This is a genomic window from Marinomonas communis (assembly GCF_004363305.1).
Lineage (GTDB): Bacteria > Pseudomonadota > Gammaproteobacteria > Pseudomonadales > Marinomonadaceae > Marinomonas > Marinomonas communis.
Genome location: NZ_SNZA01000002.1, coordinates 110,304 through 127,659 on the forward strand (window position 1 = coordinate 110,304; position 17,356 = coordinate 127,659).

Sequence of the window (17,356 nt, forward strand, 5' to 3'; positions counted from 1 at the left end):
TGCACTTAAACGGTCAAGGGGAGATAGGTTTTTATTATCGTTTCCCCTCTGTTAAAGAGGGGTTGATCGGACCACCTTTGAAAGAACTATACCAAGTCACTGCAAAAAACATAAGAGCCAAGCGCGGAAGAAAAACCACGACCACATATAAACAAAATGTAAACACAAACAAGAAACATAAACAGCCATTTACACTTGTGTCGAATATAATGACAGGATGCATCTGACTTTTAATATAATGGACCAAAGCAACCACATTCTTGTTAATCACTCAGCACGGTTAATCCAGTAAACATCTCATAACGCACCAATGCTGTCTGTTAATGAGCCATTATTGTGCGTTTCGGCCTCGTGGCTCGGCCCATGTTATACCTAGGCTACAGCCAACTCCGATAGACGGGCTCAATTGCACAAATAAAAGTTTTATTCTGGTGCATGGCTTTTCAAAGACATCACTTTCTAAATATGCCTTTTTTCACTATCAGCTTATTTATACGCATCATCTCATTCAAAAAAATCGTAAGGATCTCGTGCTTTTATTAAAAAACCGTACGAAAACCTGTCATAAAACCGTATTTTTGCCTTTCACATTGTTCATACAAGTTATTACGAGCTGTTTGCGAATTAAACAAATCTTCCTGTTAAAACGTTAGCAATAGAAAAGACGTCTTCTGTTCAGACGATTTTCAAAATAAGACACAACAAAAGAAACAGGAACATACTATGGCGACAAACTCTTCTCGTACGGCGAATATGCCAAGCCTCGGCTTAGCTCTTTTGCCCGTCATTCTTACCCTTGCTTTATTAGGCGTACAAATCTTCTACTTTGGTGATTTCACTCCGCATATTCCCTTAGCCATTGGCTTGGCGATTACGGCTCTGGTGGGGATCAAACAAGGACTGCGCTGGAAGGACATTGAGGAAGGCATCTTCCACGTTATTCACGTTTCTATGCCATCAGTCTCAGTATTGATTCTAGTCGGTATGATCGTTGGGGTTTGGATCGCTTCTGGTACGGTTCCAACCTTGATTTACTACGGACTTACCATTTTGTCGCCGCAGATTTTCCTAGCGGCAGCCATGATCCTTTGTTCTGTTGTATCGCTATCTTTGGGTACCTCTTGGGGAACCGTTGGTACAGTGGGTCTTGCGCTAATGGGTATCGGCGCTGGATTTGAAATCCCAATGTATTGGACAGCGGGTGCAGTTGTTTCCGGTGCATTCTTTGGCGATAAAGTGTCTCCTCTTTCTGATACGACAAACCTTGCGCCAGCAGTTACTGGCACCGATGTGTTCTCGCATATCAAAAACATGATGCCGACAACGATCCCATCCATGTTAATTGCTTTGGTGATCTACTTGGTCGCAGGTTTCACGCTGATCGATAACGACAATGCGTCCTTCGAGCGTATTACAGCGATCACTACGTCTCTACAAAACAATTTTGAAATCTCTGCATGGCTACTGCTTCCAGCTCTAGTGGTTATCGTATTGGCCGTGAAACGCATGCCACCGATTCCTTCTTTGTTCGCTGGTGTACTAACGGGTGCTGCGGTTGCTATGTTTACACAAGGCGCTGGCGTACACGATGTACTGACTTACGCAAACAGTGGTTACTCTATTCAAACCAGCTCAGATGCGATCAACAGCCTACTTAACCGTGGCGGCATCCAGTCTATGATGTGGACCATCTCATTGATCCTAATCGCCCTAGGCTTCGGTGGTGCACTAGAGAAAACACGTTGTCTTGAAGCGATCATCCGCGCCATCATGTCTAAAGTTGACTCATTCCGTGGCATCCAGTCTTCAGCAACACTGACATCGGTTGCTACAAACCTAGTCGCAGGCGACCCGTACCTATCTATCGCACTACCAGGTCGTATGTACGCACCGGTTTACCGCGGTATGAAATACTCAACTCTAAACCTATCTCGCGCTATCGAAGAAGGCGGTACTTTAGTATCTCCTCTGGTTCCTTGGAACGCGGGCGGAGCCTTCGTTATCGGCGCACTAGGTCTAAGCATCGGTAATGGTAACTTCGAAAACTTGTTGTACATCCCACTTGCCTTCGCATGTTGGATTTCACCAGTACTGGGCTTAATCTACGCTCAAATTGGTGTCTTCTCGCCAAAAGCGACGCAAGAAGAACAAGAGCGCTGGGCGAAACAAGGTGAAGCAATTGCTGACTACGCAACAGGGTCTGCAACCGATCGCAATGTTTCGGGTGCTTACGCAGCGAAATAAGCGCACTATCACCTAGTTACCCCTAAAGGTCCCTGCTTCGGCGGGGATTTTTTTGCACGTCCTTGAGGTTATTTTGAGGCTTTAGTGCTGCATACAGCTTTTTTCGCTTGCTATGTTCTCTTAAAAACAAAAATAGGAGAACACACCATGACAATTTCTCAAGGGTTCCAATCATTCGCCGGGCAACATTTCATCGTCACAGGCAGTACTCAAGGTCTAGGCGCTGCGGTTGCTCATCTACTCGCTGAGCGAGGAGCTGCTGGGCTAGTTATTTGTGGGCGCAATCAAGCAAAAGGATTACATCAAGTTGAGCAACTAGCTGCATTAGGCTGCGAAGCGCTGTTCGTACCAACAGATCTCACACAAGAGCAGGATCTTAAGCAATTGGTGGACGCAGGTGTTGATCGTTTCGGCACACTGCACGGCCTCGTCAACTGTGCGGGTATGTCTGACCGTGGTGGCATATTAGACACCAGTAGTAAGCTTTTTGATGACATATTTGCTACGAATGTTAAAGCTCCATTTTTCCTCATGCAGCACCTTATTAAACATATGATTCAGCATCAGATTGAAGGTCGTATCGTTAACATCGTCACGATGACTTCACATGGTGGCCAATCTTTTCTAACCCCTTATGCTGCCTCAAAAGGTGCTCTGGCAACATTGACCAAGAATGTCGCATTCAGCGCCATGCGTAATCGAATTCGAGTCAATGGACTCAATATTGGCTGGATGGACACGCCTCATGAACACGAAATCCAACAGCGGTATCATCAAGCAGATGAAAACTGGCTAGAAAAAGCCGAAGCAGGGCAACCCTTTGGACGTTTATTGAAGCCTGCAGAGGTTGCACAATCAGTAGCTTTCTTACTTTCAGAAGAGTCAGGCATGATGACCGGAGCCTTAATCGATTTGGATCAGGGGATCATCGGCTGCGACGACCAAGGAACACCAAAACCTTTACATGCTTTGACGCTACCAGTCGGTTAAGGCAAATTGTAAGGTGTGATGATTTCTACCTTCGACTGTGGCAAATCAGTCTCGGGGATCAGCCGATGCCACTGTAATAATGCTTGGAAAGAGCGCTGAGCATCGACCGTCAGGTCGTGATACAACACGGCCTGAAGGCGCTTTTGCGCTAACAACAAACGATTGTCCCGATCCAAATCATGGCCTATTAGTACAGGGGCTGGCAGTTCCAGATCTTCAAAGGCTTGTAAGATAGCTCGATTTCCTCCGCCTACACTGTACACACCGCTCCAGCTTTCATGACCTTTCAGATCCTCGCATAGTTGCACATATAGACGCTCATCCATACCAAAGCTACCTTCTGTGCGTGATACTCTTATTTCTGGACGCTGTTGTTGAAGGCTTCGAGCAAAAGCAAGTGCCCGCTCATCTTCACCTTGAAACCGATCATTACTCAGTACGACAAGTACATTTGATCTAGCTGCTTGCGGTAACCAATTCGCCATCAGGTAAGCAGCTGTTGCACCAGCATGGTGGTTTGACATACCGCAATAAAGCAAACGATCAGACTCTGGCAGATCAGTCACTAGCGTCACTACGGGAATACCTTGTTGCTGTAAGTCCTTAATTGTCTCCATCATCAATGGGTCATTAGGCACTTTAAGCACCACGCCATGGGAGCCATGTTGAGCAATCCAAATCAGCTGTTTGCGCAAATCACTGACACTAATATCTTCAAATAGATGAAAACGAAGTTTGATGCGAAAGGCTGACCATTGCACTGCCTGCTGGTTCATAGCATCACGAACCGCCTGACAAAACCTAGCTGGCGCATGCATGACGACATCTATAAAGACAGTGCGACCTTGCACTGGCATAGAAAACAGCTCTTGCTCTTTTAGCTCTTTCATTGCTTGTGCAATTCGTTGCTGAGTCTGCGGATTAACATGGCCACGATGGTGAACCGCTCGATCAACAGTCGCCTGGCTAACGCCTGCTTGGGCCGCAATTTGCTTAATGGAATAACGTCTTGGCTTTCGCATGGGCAACATCCTTTTGCGTGAGCTTATCATGAGGCTAATTTGAGGTTAACAAACCTCAGGTTACGCTACGCCATTGATAGACTGATTGCACGACAAAAACAATAATGAGGCCATCAACATGAAGTCAATCAATGCAATTTTTGCTTCAAGCGATGAAATAGAACTGTCTGACTTAGCACAGCTATGCCAACAGACACTCAATCTTGATCACTACCCTACTGCGAACCAATGTCAGCAGAACGTTTTAATTTACCAAGCTCAAGACCTAATGAACGCAATGAAGAGGGATCCCAGAGCCACTTTGTCCGAGCTACACCAGGCCCTGTCTACGAGTGGACCGGGAGTGCTGGTGATCAAACAAGCACAGCCTAATATGGCACTTCTAGATCGTCATAACACTCTCTACGAAGCCATTCTGCAACAAGAAGCAGGATCAACTCAGGGAGGTGACCATTTTGCCAAACAAGGGGCTAATGGACGCATATGGAATGCGTTGCAAAAAGTTGCATTGGCCGATCCCAATGCGTTTCTTCACTACTATAAGAACCCGATGCTGAGTTGGGTCGCAGAAGCATGGCTGGGGCCCAATTGGCAAATGACATCCCAAGTCAACATCGTACGACCAGGCGGACAAGCACAGCAACCTCATCGGGACTACCACCTCGGGTTTCAGAGCGATGAGACATGCAGCCGCTACCCGATCTCTCTGCATCGCCTATCGAGCTCGTTGACCTTGCAAGGTGCATTAGCACATAGCGACATGCCACTTAACTCAGGTCCCACTCAACTGTTGCCTTTCTCACATCAATACGAGCTCGGATACATGGCATGGCGTAAACCAGAAGTGAAGCAGTATTTTGCTGAGCATCACGTCCAGTTGCCATTAGAAAAAGGAGATGCTCTTTTCTTTAATCCAGCCTTACTGCATGCTGCAGGGCAAAATCGCACATCAGATTTGCATCGCATAGGCAACTTACTTCAGATTTCTGCTAGTTTTGGTAAGACGATGGAGGCAATTGATCATCAAACCATGTGCTCATACTTGTATACAGCAACTTTGAAGGCTTGGCAGCAGAACGCTCTCGACGAACAGGAGCTAAACACATTAGTAAACAGTATTGCCGATAGCTATGCCTTTCCAACCAATTTAGATCTGGATACTCCTCAAGGAGAAACAGCTCCCAGCACCCAAGCTCAACACTTTGTTCAGCATATTAAAGATCTCGTCTCCCCCGAGGAATATCAGCATTCATTAGCTAGACTGTGCCAAAAACGGTGTCCATAATGACAAGAAAGCGCCTCAGGATAACCTGAGGCGCTTTCTTGTTTTGCAAATTATATCGTCTTACACGCGACGGCTTTTTGGCCAAGCTAAGACGATGGATAACAAACCAACCACGGCGAGCACCCAGCTGTATTGTACGTGGCCAATCACTTCTAACGGCGATACTTTAGCCATGGAAGAAGCCAATAGGATTTGCGCCCCATATGGAATCAAGCCCTGCACCACACAAGCAAAGATATCCAGCAAGCTGGCACTGCGACGTGGATCCACGTTGTAACGGCTGGCAATGTCTTTTGCGACCGAACCATTAATCAGAATCGATACTGTGTTATTTGCCGTACATAGGTTCGTTAAAGCGACTGACGCGCTGATACTGAATTCACCTGCACGTTGAGAACCATCTTTTGCCCCCAAGGCACGACTGATACGTTCAATACTTTGTACGATCCAGTCCAAACCACCTTGAGATTTCATCAGAGCACCCAAACCACCTATCAACAGGGATAGGATCATGATTTCTTGCATACCAGTGTAACCGGCATAAATATCTTTGGACCAATTCGCAACGCTGTAATCGGCCATAGTAGCTAAGCCAACGCCTCCGGCCAATACAATGCCTGTGAACAGCACTAATAGGACGTTAACGCCTAAAATCGCCAACACTAGCACTGCTACATACGGCAACACACGCCATAAATCGTAATCGCCGACTTCGCTAAGATGCGCTTCAGAACCTTGGAAATATAACCAGATTAGTACCAATATTGCAGCGGGCAGTGCGATCTTAAAGTTCATGCGGAACTTGTCGCGCATGTCACAGCCTTGCGTACGCGTAGCGGCAATAGTGGTATCGGAAATAATCGACAGGTTATCACCAAACATTGCACCACCGATCACAGCTCCAACGGTTGTCAATAAAGGCAGATCAGTTGCCTCTGCGACACCAATCGCAATGGGGGCAATCGCAGCGATGGTACCCATTGAGGTTCCCATCGACGTCGCAACAAATGCGGTGATAATAAAGATGCCAGGTAAAATAAAGCTTGTGGGAATAATGCTTAAACCAAAGTTCACCGTTGCATCAACACCACCAATGGACTTCGCAACACTGGCAAAGGCACCGGCAAGCAAGTAGATCAGCACCATAGTGATGATGGTCTGATCTCCGACGCCTTTCATAAAGGTATCAATACGCTTATTCAGCTCACCGCGACTCAGAAGAATCGCTAAAACTAAGGCTGGCAGAATCGCTACTGGTGCTTGAATTTGGTAAAAGGCGAAGTCGACGCCTTGGCTTTGATACCAAAGGCCGCTACCAACGAACAGAACTAAAAAAAGAAGCAATGGCAATAATGCCAAAGGAGTGGGTTTCGTCATGATTACTGATGTTTCCAGCTTATATTTAATTGATTCGCAGCTTTTGGCCACTGTTAAGGCGGGCATAATAGAGAAACATTACTTGTATCTCCAATACTTAAATGGTCTTTCTAAAAGCAGTTTCGTTATAACTTAAAGTTTATTGGAACAAGAAAATAAAACAATTAAGTAATAAAAAAGCTCGGCATCGCCGAGCTTTTCAAATGACTCATTAAGCAAAACAATCACTTAGCAAGTTTGTAGGCCACAACATAGTCGCCGATAGTGGTACCAATAGAGCCGTGACCGCCCGCTACCTGAACCACCATTTGCTCACCTTGACTGTTCATATAGGTCATCGGTGTGGCTTGCCCCCCTGCAGGAAGACGCGCTTGCCATAATTGGGCACCCGTTTTGACATCATAAGCACGCAGATAGTTATCAACACTGGCTGCCATAAAGGCGACACCACTGTCGGTGATGATCGGCCCACCAATGCCTGGCACACCCATTTTGATTGGTAGTTTCAACGGGGTTAGATCTTCGATAGTGCCGTTTTTATGCTTCCAAGCGGTTTTACCGGTTTGCAAATCAACACCAGCAACATATCCCCAAGGTGGTTGCTGACATGGCACACCTAATGGCGATAAGAAGGGACCCATTTCTACCGCGTAGGGAGCACCTGCGTTTTCGTTGACACCTTGCTCACCTTGGTTGGTCGCGCCAAGATCTTGACCACCTTTTGCCACCAACTTAGAGGTAAACGCTAGATAAAGCGGCATTCCAAACATGACTTGTCGTCTAGGGTCGACCGCTACACTGCCCCAGTTGAAGACCCCGAAGTTACCCGGAAAAATGATCGAACCATTTTCAGAAGGTGGCGTGTAGCGTCCTTCGTAATCCAAACTGTTGAATTCGATGCGGCACAACATTTGATCAATTGGCGTCGCACCCCACATTTTCGCTTCGGTCAGTGGCTCGGGTTTAAACGTTACAGCCGAAGTCGGTTGCGTTGGCGCAGTGAAGTCCCCTGGAATAGCACCTTGCGGAGCTGGTTCTTCCGTAATTGGGAAGATGGCTTCGCCTGTTGCTCGATTCAGCACATAGACATCCCCTTGCTTGGTTGGCACAACCAACGCAGGTTCAACGCCTTTATCTGTGTTTAGGTCCAACAGCACAGGTTGAGCAGGGGTATCCATATCCCAAAGGTCGTGATGCACAAATTGCTGTACCCACTCAACCTGACCCGTTTCAAGATCTAGCGCCACCACAGAGGTCGCGTATTTTTCTTCCGCTGGAGTTCGATACATCCCTAGCTGATCTGGAGTACGGTTGCCCATCGGGAAATAAGCTAGACCCAATGCTTCATCGGCACTGGCCACAGACCAGCTGTTTGGCGAGCTGACAGCATACGTTTCGCCTTCTCCAATCGGAGCCGTTTCGTCAGGATTACCGGCGTCCCAATTCCACTGTAAGGTACCCGTTTTCGCATCGTAGGCACGAATGACACCCGATGGGGAATTGATATCGTAATTGTCATTCACTGACCCAGAGACGATGACATGACCACCCGCCACCAATGGGGGGGAAGTTGAGTAGTAATAACCTGATTGGGTATAAGGCATGTTATGCATCAAATCCAACACACCGTCGTCGGCAAAGTTTGCACAACGAGCCCCTGTTTTAGGGTCAACGGCAATCAAACGCGCATCAGAGGTTGGCAAGAAAAGCTGTGCATCACATTGCATGCTTGCAAGCGTTTCTGCAGGTTGTGTTGCAGGTTCAACGATATTCGTTGCCGTATCATTTTCTGGTGCAAGGTAAGAAACCCCACGACAGGTTTGGTGTTGTCGCTGACTCTCAGCAGGTACTTTGGCATCATAAACCCAAAGTTCTTTGCCTGTGTCTGCATTCAGTGCGATTAACCAGTTATGCGGCGTACAGATATATAGAGCATTACCGATCTTAAGAGGTGTTGCTTCGTAAGTGGTTTCACCAACATCATTCGGACCTTTCAGATCGCCTGTTTGATATTCCCAAGCCAACTCAAGGTCAGACACATTTTCGGTTGTGATTTGATTGGCCGGGGAAAAGCGCTGGCCTAAGTTCGTACGCCCATAAGCCTGCCATTCGTCATCTTCCTGAAAACCAATGTCCGCAGACGGTGACACCACTTTTTCAGCCATGGTGCCTTTCACTGCAGTAGGCTCATCCATTGCTAATGGGCTAAGAGTTACCACTGTACAAATGGCCCAAACAGGGAGCAATAAACGATTTACGGAAAGACGATTACGAGCAAAGATCAACAACGGCAAGGCCAATACGAGCCATGCGCCCATGCGGCTTGCCAGAGGCCACCAACTTAGTCCCGACTCCCACAAGGCCCAAATGAGTGTGCCTAATAACAAGGCCGCGTAGGAAATGTTGGCAAGTGTACGTCTCTTACGAAGTGTTATCGCGACGACCAGAAACACCACACCTGCGATCAAATAGTAAAGGCTACCATCCAGCGCCAACAACCAAATACCGCCGACTGTTAACACAATACCGATTACAAAAAACAGCACTGCTAAAAGTAACATGGCAATTTAGTTCTCCCTGAAAATTAAGGTTTTTGTTTAACAACTTCATTAGAGTTAAAACTATTTTCAGGGAAGTGGGAAGTGAATTGAGAATTATCACCGTTTGTTATCATTTAGCCTAAAATGTGCATAAACATTGACACACAGTCATATTCTGATGAAACACCGCCCCATACGTAGCAAATCAAAAATCGGATCACCTTTAAAATAAAAATTACATCTATAAACGTATTATCTGTAATACAACGACTTATCTAGGCTTTGGCATATCCGGACCACGTCCACCAGGCGGTTCCCCTGGAGGCGGTCCATCTGGCCTATCAGCTCTACTATGTGGCGGATCATCACGAACTCGATCTTTTTCGAAATGACCTATAGGCGGAGCAACTACTCGCTGCTTAGTATCATCGGTCCGCTCATGTCGACTTGGCAGACCACCTCTTGGCTGAAAGGCTCCGCTAGGTCGACGCTCAAAGTGACGCATTTCTTTGCGTCGCTCTCGTATATACTGAGCAGGAATCACCTCAACTGAGCGTCGCTCGTGGTCCCTTTTTTCAAACCTAAACGCCTCTGCCTGATCTATGTATGGCAATGATCCTCTGCCTATGAAAAATGGCTTGTTCAAGTCCGCTTTACGATCGCCAATGAGCGTCACCCACTCACCTTCTTCAACCGTTTGCATGGCTTCAGGCAGCTCGATTGAACCAATGGTTAAACGACCATCATCATGCGCAATCACAGGTCCATGGACACGCCAATGTTCCTCGGATTCAGAGAGCGAAAAGTCAGTTGCATACAACACATCACCAACAAAGTAGCCGCTGACTTTTACTGTATTGCCAACCCGCAAGGGCTCTAAGTTATGAGCAAGGTTCTGATCGGAGTGAATATCGACACCTTGGACCGTCCATTGATCGGAACCCGTAACCGCTTCAACTACACCAATTAACGCATGTTGAACTTGAATGGATTGCGCCCACCATTGTTCATTCTCTTGGAAAGCTAGCACTGCGACCTGCTGGCCTAAACGCAAATCACTTTCTTTAGCAGGTTCGCCATCTAGCAAAATATCGGTTTCCTCATTCAGCTCTATCTCGAGTCCATTCACCCAAATACTGCCAAACTCTGTGATCGTTCCAATAACCCCTGTACCTCCTAGGCCTCGATCATCATTAGCGGTTTTTCCCGTTCCACCTAGACCTCGATCTTCACCGGCCCACAGCATTATGGAGAAACAAGTAAGCAATAGGCCCAGCCATTTAAACATCGTCTTGCTCCTGCTCTCGGTAGAAATATGTCCCCAGAATAAAACGATGCTTACCGTCCCCAGAAAGATCATCTTGATCTGCTAGATGCTGTGCTTTTTTATTTACATCCACTAGTAACTGCTGGCTGGCTTGGCTGATGTAATGCTGCAGCTCATCCACAGACGATTCTGTCAGCCGGTTGTAGTACACAGAGCGTTCTGGAAAGGGGTTATCTACTTCACTAAGGTTATGGTCACAGGTGGCAATGTGATTTGAAGTATTGCGTGCAAAGAAAGAAATTTTGGTGGCAAGATCATCACTAGGGTAAAGAGCCAGAGGATTTAACTTGTAGCCCTCTTCGCAAACCTCAATTAAGCCGCGCTCTAGCCATTCATCCAATAAGGTTCTAGGACGAACATCTTTACTCACACTGCTTACTAATGCTTCGAAGGAATTCACACCGTGCCGGGGTAAAACCAGCGGCTTCCCTTGGGCGTCCAAGTAACGACGATCCCCTAGCCAGATACTGACTAGGCGGGAGGTCAAAGATACCTTCTCAGGCGCTACAGATTCAGGCTCGTCCATAAACCGTCTTACATCCTTGCGGTGCACACCGCTGATGACACTGATGCGACTCAAAGTCACCTTCTCGTTCTTTTGCTTTAGCTCTCTACGTACTTCCTCCACGTAAACTCGCTTAAGTAGTTCTAAAAACTCGGGATACGTTACCCCAAAGCGAACCACTAAGCGCACCAGAGGTGACAAGACTGCCTTCAGAGCGCGCAAAAAAGCATTATTCGGTTCATTGGTGGAATCGGACATGTCACATCACCTTGCTGGAATCCGATAAGTGTACCGATGCTGAGGTAATATTCCATTCATAGGTTTTAAGTAGGCAACACACTGGAAAGAATCAACATCGCAACAGCGACCCAAAAAGACATCACCGCGCCATACCACCAGTTTGACTTCGCCAGCTGATAGTTATCCACCGCGTACTTACCGGATATAGAAAGGTTAATCCCTGACAACGGACTAATAGATGTTCCCACTGCCCAAGCGCAAAGTGAGACGAAAGCCAATAAAGTATTGTTCACATCATGGTACGGCACCATCGAACTCATTAAGGAGATGCCAACGATCGGATGCAGTCCCAATAATGCAATGCCACAGATCGCGAGATAACACAGATAAGCTTCGAAGAAGCCAAACTGGCCGAACAGCGACCATCCTTCCCCTAGCCACCCTTTTAAAGCCAAGCCCACCGTCGTGGTTAAGAAGCCTGCCGCCAGAAACAGAGACAATTCGTTCGCCATATTCGCTAAACGGATGTCGGCATGATTCTGCAATCGTTGCTTCGTCTGACGAGGCCCGCCCCGCAACCATAACCAAAGGATCACTGACACCGGACTCAGTAGAGTTACGATCGATAAGATCGCCACATCAGGCAAAACATAGTAATGGAAGAACAGTACCAAGATGGCTAACACAACAGGAAACGTGAGCGACTGCAATGTCAGAGGAAACCCGACAAAACCAGTTAAAACCTCACGTCGTTTGAACTCCCACCAAGAAATGACGCAGGCAAAGACCGCAATTGGCAAACCAATCATCGCCAAGTGATGAAACTGCGCATTCGGAGCAACCGATAACGCCACTGCAACGGAAGCAAAGAACGGCGACCACCATCCGGCACTGGTCAACGCACGAATCAGCACTGAGAATTGAGCAGACGACATCTGCGACGACAGTCGCTGTAACTTGTCACCGACCACAAACACAGCAGACATATTAATGACTGCTCCAAGCAACTGCACACTTGCCCAGGTGCTAAACACTCCACGGCTGGCCAAGACTGGCTTTTGAGATTTCAGCGTATCGGGCAATAAACCGAGGAATGAAACACCAGTCAGCATTGCCACAATCGCTAAATTACCTTCCAATAAGTGTATGACGGGAATAGGTACATCGGTGGGCACAGCGACCAGCAAAGCCACAGTCCCAACCGCAAGTAAAAAGCCGATTTGACGCTTATTACGAGGATTAATTTTCGCCCAAGAAGAGGCGCACACACACCAATACACCAACGCAGACACAACCGATAAGCCATCAAGTCCTGGAATCAGAGCCATCAAAAAGCACACACACCCTAGGGCGACACCATAACCGGCAGTGCGTGCTGATATCTCCCATCCTTGGATGCTCATACTGTCTCGTTTCCCTTATGTGTTGGTTACTGGATCACTATCTATGGCTTTTGCTGACGAGCGTGGTAGACAGCAAATCCGCGACCTTTGTTAAGCGTTTGATGTTTGCCCAATGCGGCATCGATCAATGGCGGGTAGCGCAGGAAGTCATTGGCCACGACAAATAGTTCGCCATTCAGCGTTAGATGTTTCTTCACATCGATAAAGAAGCGCTCAGCAATGGAGTAATCCGTACTAATCCCCGTGTGGAATGGCGGATTCGTGATCACATAGTTAAAGCGACCTTTCACTTCAGATAAACCATTTGAAGGCACTAAAGTCAGAGCTTCACTGGCGTCATTGGCAGCAAAGGTCAGCTCAGTCGCTTTAAGCGCCAAAGCAGAGTCATCCAAGGCACTGATGTTCGCCCCAGTACGTTTATGCAACCACATACTGATGACGCCATCCCCACAACCAAAATCCAGTAAACGGGCATTGGCCACATCACTCATAAAGCGATGCTGTTCTAGTTGCTCTAGTAACAGAGCAGTGCCTTTATCCAGCTTACCATGACCAAAAACACCAGGAATGCTGCACAGGGTAAAGCTCTGACCGGCAGCGTCTTCTTGCCAACGGGTGATCCAATCGTTTAACGCAAATGGCTTCGCTTCACCACGAAGATAGCCATTAAACAGCAAGCAGTGTTTAGCACTGTCGACCTTACCCACCTCTTCCAGTGGTGCTGTTAAACGCTTAACGGACGATTTAACGCCACTTTTGTTGTCTCCAACCAACCACAACTGTCCACCTTGTTTAAGGTGTGGCAAGGTGGCTGCGAGCAGGTAATCAAGCAACTCTTTCGCCTTTGGCTGATAGATGATGACATGGTCGAACGCTTCGATTCGTCCTGCATCCCACTCTGCCCCGAAATGACGTTGCTCGTCTGCAAGGCCAACACGAGCCAATTGCTCGTCCACCGCTTTAGATTGACACCAAGTATAAACGTTCGCTTGTGACATCAGTGTCTGTGGGTAAGTGTCTTCAGGGTTGGCAAACAGTACATTGCCCGTAAACTGCGCCTCGTTGCGCGCCAGCAATAAGCTGGGGGGATTAAGCGTCATAAGTGATAGCTAACTCATTTAAAGTCAAAGTGGAAACAGGCGCCAGTAAATGACTAAAGCGCTCTGTCGATAATTCAGTTTGTGCTCTTGGATACACCGGAGCACGTCGGTCATTCACCAACGGTGCACGCCAACCTTGGGTTAACGATAAAAAGTCATGCAAAAAGTGATCGCCATGCTCTAAGCAACCCGACAAGATCACATCAACGTAACTCAAGACAATGGGGTAATGCTGGCAAGGCGTTACCACTTCTTTGGTGTGGTACACCCAATAGGTGCCTTCAGGCAATTCGTCTTCATGGTAAGAGTGAAGTTGTGAACGCGACACCTGTGCGCGTTCATAACCATGTTCGCGTTCATCAAACAATGGGAACTGGTCTTCTGCCACCTCAATTAACACCCCATTACAGGCCTTATTGGATGCTTTAATAACCGCCACAGAGCTCATGCCCAGTGCTTGGGACATCACTGACCAAGTTCGTTCATACCCCTTCAGTTTAACAGGCCATACTTGGCCAGTTTCACCGGTCTTTGCACGGCTAGTTGAACTGATCAGGCTGCCATAACCTAGGATAAAATGACGACTCATAAGCACTCCTTTTAAGGTGAGAGCAATTTAAGGAGCACTGATCATAACGCGCCCAATGACTGGAGGCTAGGCCAGAGAAGTCCCATCTGCCTAGCCTAGGCGCTTCACTTAGTGATGACTAGAGTGCTCGCCTTCCGCCATTTTCTTATGATTACCATGGTTCATTTTCGAATGATCCATAGACTTCATTTTCATACCTGCTGGCATATATTGTGTCATCTCTTCTGGCGACAACACTGGAGCGGTCAGAGGTAAACGCTCGCCATTTTTCATGACCAAGGTAAATGCCACCTGATCGCCTGCTTTCAAAGGCTTTTTTAGCCCCATCATCATAATGTGGTAGCTACCAGGTTTGAGTTGCGCTTGACCATGAGCGGGCACCAAAACTTGCTCCACTTGGTACATTTTCATGGTGTCACCCTGCATTTCACTCAAATGCACTTCTACGGCATCTGCCACATCACTTTCTGCCGCGACCAAATAACGATCTTGATCGGAGTGATTCGTTAAAGTGACGTAGGCACCACTCGCTGGCGCACCTGGCGGCATAGCACGCACCGCAGGATTACTCAGTTGGATATCACTTGCTAAAGCAAGACTTGATGCGCACAGGGTAGCAACTGCCGCGACAGTCGTTAAAAAACGTGAAGACATAATACATTCTCTTATAGTGGATTAATGGTTAAAACAAATTCAGCTATAAAAGAATGGCGGGGCTCTCGGATCATAATGAGCATCGAAAGTCGCAATAACGTGCCCACTATAGGGGTCGCTCCAGCGTACAGGCACAAAAGGCGTCGCTGTAACGGAGTAATCTGCCCCGATAATCGATAAATGATCGACATTTAAGCCACACTTACAGCTGGCGTGTAACTGGCCAATGTGATCCTTAACTTGGGTGTCAGAAAACTCAGAAAGGGGTACTTTGATAAACTGGACACCGTTCATCAGAGTACAAACACGCAATACCACGTAATCATTTTGCACGACAGGCTGCGTTGGCACCACAAGTGGACCAAGCAATGACACACACCAAGCAAATAATACCCAGCGTCCGTATTGACGTAATCGTGCAAGCAACGAAATTGGCATAATCAGACCGAAACTAAACGTGGCCTCATTGTAGAGAAAACCAACAAGAAAACCTAGAACCTTGATCAGGATGACGCCACCTAAACAAGGCTCTATCGCTTCAGACGTTTACTCGTTCGTGGCTTTAGGTTGTGGCCGCCCTAAGGCAAACACCAGCGGTAGCGCAGCAACCGTTACCCACATCATCAAACGAAAGTCCTGCAGATAGGCCATGGTGGCCGCTTGAGCACTGACCATTTGATTCAGTGCAGCCAGTCCTGCTACAGACTCTGTAGAGTATGCCCCCGCCTGCTCAGCAAGTTGCAGCCCCATGTTAAACGGGTTGATGGATTCGGCAAAAATCGCGTGATTAATCTGCGTATGCTGGGTCAGATAAGTGGCAACAATAGAGATGCCTATACTACTACCGATATTACGCAACAAACTGAATAACGACGAGGCTTCGGTGCGCAAATGCGGCGCTAAAGTTGAGAAGGCAATCGTCGAAAGCGGCACAAAAATCAGCCCCAATCCAGCACCTTGCACAATGCCCGTTCTGACAATATCTGCAGCAGTCGTATCCAAAGTGAACTGTGTCATCTCCCACATAGATGAAATGATCAACAGCAGCCCAACGAAGATAAACAATCTCGGATCGACTTTACCCGATAGCTTGCCCACTAGGATCATCATTGCCATGGTTCCAAAACCGCGAGGGGCTAAAATCATGCCAACATCAACCACTTGATAGCCCATCAGGTTTTGCATAAATGGCGGCAATAACGCCATAGTTGCCAGCAAAATAATGCCGACGATAAAGATGAACACGAGACCTACCGAAAAATTACGATCACGGAACAGAGCGGTTTCAATAAAAGGACTGCTGTGCGTATTGATGTGCACCACAAACATATACAAGCATAAGACCGCCAAGCCCGCCTCAATGATGACCTCTAAGCTACTGAACCAGTCTAAAGTTTCCCCACGGTCCAGCATCATTTGCAACGCACCAATGCCAAGTGCCAGCAGTAAGAAACCGTAAAAATCGAACTTACGTTGGCGATTGAGATCCGTTTCTTTAACAAAGCTCGTGATGCCTAACCAAGCCAAAATACCAAACGGCACATTGATGTAAAACACCCAACGCCAGCTGTAGTACTCCGTCAACAAGCCCCCTAAAAAGGGACCAAGAATAGGACCGACCATAACACCTACCCCCCACATGGCCATCGCTGAACCATGCTTTTCTTTAGGGTAACTGTCTAGCAGAATAGCCTGAGAGAGTGGAACTAAACTTGCGCCGAACACGCCCTGTAACAGACGAAATAGGATGATCTGATTCAGAGATTGAGCCATACCACACAATACTGATGTCACGGTAAAGCCAACGACAGACCACAGAAATAATCGCTTACGACCAAAGCGGGCGGATAAAAATCCAGTCAAAGGCATACAAATCGCTGCAGCAACGATATACGAAGTTAATACCCAAGAAATTTGGTCCTGTGTCGCCCCCATTGCGCCTTGCATATGCGGCAGAGCGACGTTGGCAATCGTCGTATCCAATGCTTGCATGATGGTAGCAAGCATGACCGATACGGTGACCATGATGCGCTGAAAAGATTCATCTCCTGCGCGTTTTGATTGAGTGAGGGTCATGCCA

14 protein-coding genes are annotated in these 17,356 nt (G+C 47.4%); 3 read left to right on the forward strand and 11 right to left on the reverse strand.

The window, feature by feature from the left end; all coding sequences use genetic code 11:
• Window positions 1-723 precede the first annotated feature (723 nt).
• Both nhaC and C8D85_RS06935 read left to right on the forward strand, forming a co-directional pair.
• Complete coding sequence (gene nhaC / locus C8D85_RS06930; protein WP_133561036.1) at window positions 724-2,244, forward strand: Na+/H+ antiporter NhaC; 1,521 nt, start codon at window positions 724-726, stop codon at window positions 2,242-2,244.
• A 147-nt stretch (window positions 2,245-2,391) separates the two neighbouring features.
• Entirely contained in the window at window positions 2,392-3,234 is an 843-nt protein-coding gene (locus tag C8D85_RS06935; protein ID WP_133561038.1) for an SDR family oxidoreductase, read from the forward strand.
• Here the strand turns inward: C8D85_RS06935 and C8D85_RS06940 are convergent.
• Window positions 3,231-4,256 carry a LacI family DNA-binding transcriptional regulator gene (locus tag C8D85_RS06940; protein ID WP_162847556.1) on the reverse strand — a complete coding sequence of 342 codons (1,026 nt, stop codon included), beginning with the start codon at window positions 4,254-4,256 and terminating at the stop codon, window positions 3,231-3,233. The genes C8D85_RS06935 and C8D85_RS06940 overlap by 4 nt on opposite strands.
• 118 nt (window positions 4,257-4,374) lie before the next feature.
• Between C8D85_RS06940 and C8D85_RS06945 the strand changes: the two genes are divergently transcribed.
• A complete protein-coding gene (locus C8D85_RS06945) occupies window positions 4,375-5,541 on the forward strand; it encodes a phytanoyl-CoA dioxygenase family protein (protein ID WP_133561042.1) in 1,167 nt (388 codons plus the stop codon).
• 60 nt (window positions 5,542-5,601) lie between these two features.
• Here the strand turns inward: C8D85_RS06945 and C8D85_RS06950 are convergent, their stop codons facing one another.
• From C8D85_RS06950 to C8D85_RS06995, 10 genes are all read right to left on the reverse strand, one after another.
• Complete coding sequence (locus C8D85_RS06950; RefSeq protein WP_133561044.1) at window positions 5,602-6,918, reverse strand: Na+/H+ antiporter NhaC family protein; 1,317 nt, start codon at window positions 6,916-6,918, stop codon at window positions 5,602-5,604.
• 224 nt (window positions 6,919-7,142) lie between these two features.
• Window positions 7,143-9,479, reverse strand: a complete 2,337-nt coding sequence (locus tag C8D85_RS06955) for a glucose/quinate/shikimate family membrane-bound PQQ-dependent dehydrogenase (protein ID WP_133561046.1) — start codon at window positions 9,477-9,479, stop codon at window positions 7,143-7,145.
• A gap of 250 nt (window positions 9,480-9,729) precedes the next feature.
• Window positions 9,730-10,746 (reverse strand): DUF5666 domain-containing protein, encoded by a 1,017-nt coding sequence (locus C8D85_RS06960; RefSeq protein WP_133561048.1) that lies wholly within the window; start codon window positions 10,744-10,746, stop codon window positions 9,730-9,732.
• Window positions 10,739-11,548, reverse strand: coding sequence for a DUF6502 family protein (locus C8D85_RS06965; protein ID WP_133561050.1), 810 nt, complete (start codon window positions 11,546-11,548; stop codon window positions 10,739-10,741). Before C8D85_RS06965 ends, C8D85_RS06960 begins: the two co-directional genes overlap by 8 nt.
• 65 nt (window positions 11,549-11,613) lie before the next feature.
• Window positions 11,614-12,933 (reverse strand): hypothetical protein, encoded by a 1,320-nt coding sequence (locus C8D85_RS06970; protein ID WP_133561052.1) that lies wholly within the window; start codon window positions 12,931-12,933, stop codon window positions 11,614-11,616.
• Between the two features lie 41 nt (window positions 12,934-12,974).
• The gene (locus C8D85_RS06975; protein WP_133561054.1) at window positions 12,975-14,033 is read right to left on the reverse strand and encodes a methyltransferase; all 1,059 of its coding nucleotides are present in this window, start codon (window positions 14,031-14,033) and stop codon (window positions 12,975-12,977) included.
• On the reverse strand, window positions 14,023-14,622 hold the full coding sequence (locus C8D85_RS06980) for a gamma-glutamylcyclotransferase family protein (RefSeq protein WP_133561056.1): 600 nt from the start codon (window positions 14,620-14,622) through the stop codon (window positions 14,023-14,025). Before C8D85_RS06980 ends, C8D85_RS06975 begins: the two co-directional genes overlap by 11 nt.
• Window positions 14,623-14,730: 108 nt before the next feature.
• A complete protein-coding gene (locus C8D85_RS06985; RefSeq protein WP_133561058.1) occupies window positions 14,731-15,276 on the reverse strand; it encodes a copper chaperone PCu(A)C in 546 nt (181 codons plus the stop codon).
• 39 nt (window positions 15,277-15,315) lie between these two features.
• Window positions 15,316-15,714, reverse strand: coding sequence for a hypothetical protein (locus C8D85_RS06990; protein WP_133561060.1), 399 nt, complete (start codon window positions 15,712-15,714; stop codon window positions 15,316-15,318).
• Window positions 15,715-15,822: 108 nt separating this feature from the next.
• Window positions 15,823-17,352 (reverse strand): DHA2 family efflux MFS transporter permease subunit, encoded by a 1,530-nt coding sequence (locus C8D85_RS06995; protein WP_211342151.1) that lies wholly within the window; start codon window positions 17,350-17,352, stop codon window positions 15,823-15,825.
• Window positions 17,353-17,356 lie beyond the last annotated feature (4 nt).

Bases quoted from the DNA above. Each gene is read 5' to 3' on its own strand.
- nhaC (WP_133561036.1), top strand. From the start codon at position 724: ATGGCGACAAACTCTTCTCGTACGGCGAATATGCCAAGCCTCGGCTTA.
- C8D85_RS06935 (WP_133561038.1), top strand. From the start codon at position 2,392: ATGACAATTTCTCAAGGGTTCCAATCATTCGCCGGGCAACATTTCATC.
- C8D85_RS06940 (WP_162847556.1), bottom strand. From the start codon at position 4,256: ATGCGAAAGCCAAGACGTTATTCCATTAAGCAAATTGCGGCCCAAGCA.
- C8D85_RS06945 (WP_133561042.1), top strand. From the start codon at position 4,375: ATGAAGTCAATCAATGCAATTTTTGCTTCAAGCGATGAAATAGAACTG.
- C8D85_RS06950 (WP_133561044.1), bottom strand. From the start codon at position 6,918: ATGACGAAACCCACTCCTTTGGCATTATTGCCATTGCTTCTTTTTTTA.
- C8D85_RS06955 (WP_133561046.1), bottom strand. From the start codon at position 9,479: ATGTTACTTTTAGCAGTGCTGTTTTTTGTAATCGGTATTGTGTTAACA.
- C8D85_RS06960 (WP_133561048.1), bottom strand. From the start codon at position 10,746: ATGTTTAAATGGCTGGGCCTATTGCTTACTTGTTTCTCCATAATGCTG.
- C8D85_RS06965 (WP_133561050.1), bottom strand. From the start codon at position 11,548: ATGTCCGATTCCACCAATGAACCGAATAATGCTTTTTTGCGCGCTCTG.
- C8D85_RS06970 (WP_133561052.1), bottom strand. From the start codon at position 12,933: ATGAGCATCCAAGGATGGGAGATATCAGCACGCACTGCCGGTTATGGT.
- C8D85_RS06975 (WP_133561054.1), bottom strand. From the start codon at position 14,033: ATGACGCTTAATCCCCCCAGCTTATTGCTGGCGCGCAACGAGGCGCAG.
- C8D85_RS06980 (WP_133561056.1), bottom strand. From the start codon at position 14,622: ATGAGTCGTCATTTTATCCTAGGTTATGGCAGCCTGATCAGTTCAACT.
- C8D85_RS06985 (WP_133561058.1), bottom strand. From the start codon at position 15,276: ATGTCTTCACGTTTTTTAACGACTGTCGCGGCAGTTGCTACCCTGTGC.
- C8D85_RS06990 (WP_133561060.1), bottom strand. From the start codon at position 15,714: ATGCCAATTTCGTTGCTTGCACGATTACGTCAATACGGACGCTGGGTA.
- C8D85_RS06995 (WP_211342151.1), bottom strand. From the start codon at position 17,352: ATGACCCTCACTCAATCAAAACGCGCAGGAGATGAATCTTTTCAGCGC.